Annotated in this window: 5 protein-coding genes; 4 read left to right on the top strand and 1 reads right to left on the bottom strand. The window is 63.1% G+C overall.

The annotated features are described in order from the left end of the window. Window positions 1-219 precede the first annotated feature (219 nt). Window positions 220-1,236, bottom strand: a complete 1,017-nt coding sequence (locus tag AMD30_RS24000; protein WP_005195135.1) for a helix-turn-helix domain-containing protein — start codon at window positions 1,234-1,236, stop codon at window positions 220-222. A 100-nt stretch (window positions 1,237-1,336) separates the two neighbouring features. Here AMD30_RS24000 and AMD30_RS23995 point away from each other — a divergent pair, with 100 nt between their 5' ends. Genes AMD30_RS23995 through AMD30_RS23980 form a run of 4 tightly spaced genes read left to right on the top strand, consistent with a single transcriptional unit; the run spans window position 1,337 to window position 4,941 of the window. Further along, window positions 1,337-1,657 (top strand): 2Fe-2S iron-sulfur cluster-binding protein, encoded by a 321-nt coding sequence (locus tag AMD30_RS23995; RefSeq protein WP_005195134.1) that lies wholly within the window; start codon window positions 1,337-1,339, stop codon window positions 1,655-1,657. A gap of 25 nt (window positions 1,658-1,682) precedes the next feature. Further along, window positions 1,683-3,074 (top strand): cytochrome P450, encoded by a 1,392-nt coding sequence (locus AMD30_RS23990; protein ID WP_005195133.1) that lies wholly within the window; start codon window positions 1,683-1,685, stop codon window positions 3,072-3,074. Further along, a complete protein-coding gene (locus AMD30_RS23985) occupies window positions 3,071-4,270 on the top strand; it encodes an NAD(P)/FAD-dependent oxidoreductase (protein ID WP_005195132.1) in 1,200 nt (399 codons plus the stop codon). The genes AMD30_RS23990 and AMD30_RS23985 overlap by 4 nt, the downstream gene beginning before the upstream one ends. Next, entirely contained in the window at window positions 4,267-4,941 is a 675-nt protein-coding gene (locus AMD30_RS23980) for a transglutaminase-like domain-containing protein (protein ID WP_005195131.1), read from the top strand. Before AMD30_RS23985 ends, AMD30_RS23980 begins: the two co-directional genes overlap by 4 nt. Window positions 4,942-5,134: the final 193 nt, after the last annotated feature.

The raw sequence follows: 5,134 nt of genomic DNA, 5'->3' as shown, positions 1-5,134 counted from the left end.
GCCATAACGGTGGCTAGAACGAACCGGCTGGTGTCCTCGGCGAGGCGGCAGACGTTGAGGTGTGGCTGAGAATTGCCGCGTAGGCGATGCTGGCTGACTTGTAACGACCGTGCGCTTCGGACGGGGCGGGCCCGGGTTACCGTATCGAAACGTTATGAACCAGTCGCGAAATTCGTTGTGGTGTAATCAGCTGACGCCCCGATTGGGCTGGTCGAGCATTCATGCGGCTGGCGGGCGTGCACGTCGAAGTCGAAACTGCGACGGGGAGCAGCCGACCCACCGAGCAAACGCATGAGAAAAGCTTGCGACGTCGCAGTACCCCAGTTCGGTAGCAATCTGGCCGATTCCGACGCCGGGATCGAGAAGTCGGAGGATGGCGTGCTCCTGCATGAATTGCTGTCGTAGGCGGCGCAGGGTGGTGCCCTCGGCGTGTAGGTGCCGTTTGAGTGTGCTTACCGATACCGACAGCTCTGCTGCGATCCGACTAGCGTTGACTCGAGCAGGGTCTGCATCAAACTGGGCTCGGACGCGCTGCGTGTACGAGTTGTGACGCCGCTGATCGCAGAGCCGTCGCAGTTCGGCGGTACCGATCCGGTAGGCGACGGGATCGGAAAAGCGGCACACCTCATGAAGCGCCTCGGCTGGTATGCGAACAAATGACGCTGGCGCATCGAAGACGACTCGATGCCCTATCTCTCCCACGTTCAGCGGCTCGGTCGGCGCCGGGCAGGTCAGGTGTAACTCTGCTGAGGACACATCTCCTGTGAGTATTTTCACCAGACGCAGAACGGTCAGGCCCCCATAAGTGACGGCAAAGCAGTCGGTACCCGCGCTGTCGGTGCGCCCTGCGAGACCGATGGTAAGACCACTGGCGCCATGATGAAAGTCCGCACTTAGCGCCGTCGAGATCAACGGCAGAAAACGAAGCAACTCGACGATGTCAACGACCGACCCGGCACTGACCAGCGGCAGGCTCAGTGGACCGAAGGAGGTCAGCTGAGCGTGCTCAGCGAATGCGAGGCCCAGCCGAAACCCGTCGTGCGGCCCCATCGTCGGATACACGTCATGAAACCATTGCATCGGCACCTGCGCTTCTTGCGTGATCAACGTTCTGAGGTCGGTGCCCTCCTGGGCCATTATCCGACCGAATGCGCTCGTCGCCTCCGTGCCCAGCGCACCGCTGTCGAGAAGCTGTGCAAACGCCAACGGGGGCACACCGGATTCACCGAGGGTCACGTGAGCCAGATTAACAACAGATTGCGACGTTCACACATGGATCGGTCGGGATCCGCACATTCACACTCAAGGGGAACCTCATACGTGCAAGGAGGTGGCCATGGCCACGATCACATACATCACCCACGATGGAGACGACTACGAAGCCGATCTCGTGGAGGGGAAGTCGCTCATGCAGACCGCCGTCGACGAAGCCGTCCCCGGCATCGACGGTGATTGTGGTGGCGAAGCGGCCTGCGGTACGTGTCACGTCATTGTCGACCCGGCGTGGATCAAGACCGTCGGGCGCAGCGGCGAGGGCGAGGAAGAGATGCTGAGCATGCATCCGGAACGGGAAGGAACCTCGCGGCTGTCCTGCCAGATGATCGCGACTGAGGAGTGGGACGGCCTGACTGTTCGCCTCCCGGAATTCCAACTCTGACCCGCAACGACGAAGGAATGCAATCATGAGCATCGCAGCCACCGTCGCCGAGAAGGCGCAATCAATGATCCCGATCGACCTTCAGATCCGGGGGGCGCATGTCTATGACAAGACCCGCCGAATCGTCACAAGGACCGACGGCCAGAAGATCTTCACCGAGACCCCGATCCCGCCGGTGGACGAGGTCGATCTCGCCGAAATCGACCTGAGTAACCCGTTCCTGTATCGCCAGGGTATGTGGCGCTCGTACTTCGAGCGTGTCCGCAACGAGGCGCCGGTGCACTTCCGTTCGGAGAGCCCCTTCGGTCCGTTCTGGTCGGTCACGCGACACGCCGACATCATCGCGGTCGACAAGAATCACGAGGCGTTCTCCGCCGAACCGTTCATCATCATCGGCAGGCCCCCGCGTTTCATGGACATCGCGATGTTCATCGCGATGGATCCGCCCCGGCACGACAAGCAGCGCGCCGCAGTGCAGGGCGTGGTGGCTCCGAAGAACCTTCGTGAGATGGAGGGGCTCATCCGCGCGCGCGTCCGCGAAGTCCTCGACGGCCTCCCACTCAACGAGCCGTTTGACTGGGTCCAGACTGTGTCGATCGAACTCACTGCACGCATGCTCGCGACGCTACTTGACTTCCCTTACGACAAGCGGCACAAGCTGGTCGAATGGTCCGACCTCGCGACCTCGATGGAGCAGGCCAACGGCGGCCCCTCGGACAACGACAGGGTCTTCCGTGAGATGGTCGCGATGGCGCAAGGCCTGAGTTCGCTGTGGCGGGACAAGGCGGCACGTACCGTGGCCGGCGAAGAGCCTGGCTTCGACCTCATCACCATGCTGCAAAGCAACGAGGACACCAAGAACCTCCTCGACGATCGCCCCATGGAGTTCCTCGGTAACCTCGTGCTGCTGATCGTCGGCGGCAATGACACGACCCGCAACTCCATGAGCGGCGGAGTGCTGGCCCTCAACGAATACCCCGAGCAGTTCGAGAAGCTCAAGGCCAACCCCGACCTCATCCCCAACGCGGTGTCGGAGATCATCCGCTGGCAGACCCCTCTTGCTTACATGCGCAGGGTCGCCAAGAAGGACGTCATGCTCGGCGGCCAGTTCATCCGCAAGGGTGACAAGGTGGTGATGTGGTACGCCTCGGGCAACCGAGACGAGCGCGTCTTCGAGCGTCCAGACGAGCTCATCATCGACCGGGCCAACGCCCGCAACCACATCGCGTTCGGTTTCGGTGTACACCGCTGCATGGGCAACCGGCTCGCCGAGCTCCAGCTACGCATCCTGTGGGAGGAGCTCCTCCCTCGCTTCGACAACATCGAGGTGGTGGGTGAGCCGGAGTACGTGCAATCGAACTTTGTCCGTGGGATCAGCAAGATGATGGTTCGCCTGACCCCCAAGGGGGAAATGTGACGGCTGATCAGGTCGTCATCCTCGGCGCGAGCCACGCCGGCGTCCAACTCGCGGGCGCTCTCCGAAAGGAGAAATGGGCCGGGGATGTCTTGCTGATCGGCGACGAGGGCAGGCTCCCCTACCAGCGTCCACCGCTGTCCAAGGCATACCTGGCAGGTGCATCACAGCTTGATGACTGCGCGATCCGCGGACGTCAGTTCTACGACAAGCAGCGGATCGAGCTCGTGGACGGAACGGCGACGGCGATCAACCGTTCCGCGCACACCGTCACCCTCAACAGTGGAGACGTGGTGTCTTACGCCACGCTGGCACTGTGCACCGGCGCGCGCGCCCGCGCGCTGACCGTTCCGGGCGCCGAGTTGACGGGCGTCCACTACTTGCGCACCGCCACCGACGTCGAGGCCATCCGTGCCGCGGTGGTGCCAGGTTGCCGGGCCGTCATCGTCGGCGGCGGCTATATCGGCCTGGAGACGGCCGCCTCACTTCGAGCTCAGGGTGTGGACGTCACTGTTCTCGAGGCTGCGGAACGCGTGCTCGAGCGGGTGACCGCGCCGGTGGTCTCGAGGTTTTTCGACCGTACCCACCGGACCGAGGGTGTCGATGTTCGCACCAGCGCGTTGGTCGAGGGTTTTCGCGGGGAGGGGCGAGTCGAAGAGGTGGTGCTCGCCGACGGTGAGACCCTGGCCGCGGACCTCGTCATCGTCGGTGTCGGCATCATTCCCAACACGGATCTCGCGGTCGCCGCGGGCCTCGAGGTTGACGACGGAGTCATCGTCGACGACCATGCACGCACCAGCGACCCCGACATCGTCGCCGCCGGCGACTGCGTCAACCAACGGATCGCACGGTACGACAGGCGCGTCCGCCTCGAATGTGTGGCGGCCGCCACCGAGCAGGCCAAGGTCGCGGCAGCGACCATCTGCGGCAACGAAGCCGGTCTCACCGCGCTGCCTTGGTTCTGGTCCGATCAATACGATCTGAAGCTGCAGATCGCCGGGCTCAACACCGGGTACGACGAGGTACTGGTCAGCGGTGACCCTGACCACGACCGTGACTTCACCTGTTACTACTTCAACGACGGCGAGCTGATCGCCGCGGACTGCGTCAACAGACCCAAGGATTTCATGAACGCGAAGCGTACGATCGCACAGCGTTCGTCGCTCGACAGGTCCGAACTGATCGGAGCCACACCATGACCACATCACCCGCGGCAGCGGAAAGGCCGGCGGCGGCGCTCACAGCATCGACCTTCCTCGACATCCATCACGCGACCGTGCAGGCCTTCACCCAAGACGCGGTCGGCGACGCGGACACCGATCGCGAGAAGGCGCGGCGCCTCTTCGCCGCAGTCCGAGACCAGATCCGTTACGACCCCTACACCGTCTCTGACAAGCCCGATCATTACCGGGCCAGCCATGTCATCGAGTCCGGACGTGGGTACTGCGTACCCAAAGCGGTCGTACTGACAGCCGCGTTCCGCGCGGCAAACATACCGGCCCGGCTCGGCTTCGCTGATGTACGCAATCATCTGCAGACCGACGCGCTGCGCGAACTCATGGGAACCGACGTCTTCGTATATCACGGATACAGCCACGTCTACATCGAGGGGCGCTGGTTGAAAGCTACACCCGCGTTCAACATTGAATTGTGCACTCGATTCGGGGTCCCACCTATCGACTTCACCGGCGATCGCGACGCGTTGTTTCACGCGCACGCGGCGGACGGCTCCGCGCACATGGAGTACGTGCACGAACGCGGCGTCTACAACGACTTGCCCCTCGAGGAAATCCTGGCGGGCCTGCGGCATGCCTACGGCCCTCTGATCTTCTCGGGACGGCCAGCTCCGTCCGACGCATTCCGCGCATAGTGTGCGCTCCGGCGGGCTACCGCCGCAGGTTACTGCCCGCTCGAACACCCGTGCCACCACCTGTCGGCCAGATCCCGTCGCACAGTGTCCACCACCACTAGGGAGACCATGACAATGTCCGAGTCATTGCTCGACACCTATCCACACCGAATGGGCGGCCATTGCGGCTCCAGCGCGATGCGCGACTTGATGG

The organism is Gordonia sp. HS-NH1, from assembly GCF_001418765.1.
GTDB lineage: Bacteria > Actinomycetota > Actinomycetes > Mycobacteriales > Mycobacteriaceae > Gordonia.
The sequence above is the reverse complement of the archived record's forward strand: the minus strand, read 5'-3'. Positions and strand labels throughout refer to the sequence as shown.

Bases quoted from the DNA above. Each gene is read 5' to 3' on its own strand.
- AMD30_RS23995 (WP_005195134.1), top strand. From the start codon at position 1,337: ATGGCCACGATCACATACATCACCCACGATGGAGACGACTACGAAGCC.
- AMD30_RS23990 (WP_005195133.1), top strand. From the start codon at position 1,683: ATGAGCATCGCAGCCACCGTCGCCGAGAAGGCGCAATCAATGATCCCG.
- AMD30_RS23980 (WP_005195131.1), top strand. From the start codon at position 4,267: ATGACCACATCACCCGCGGCAGCGGAAAGGCCGGCGGCGGCGCTCACA.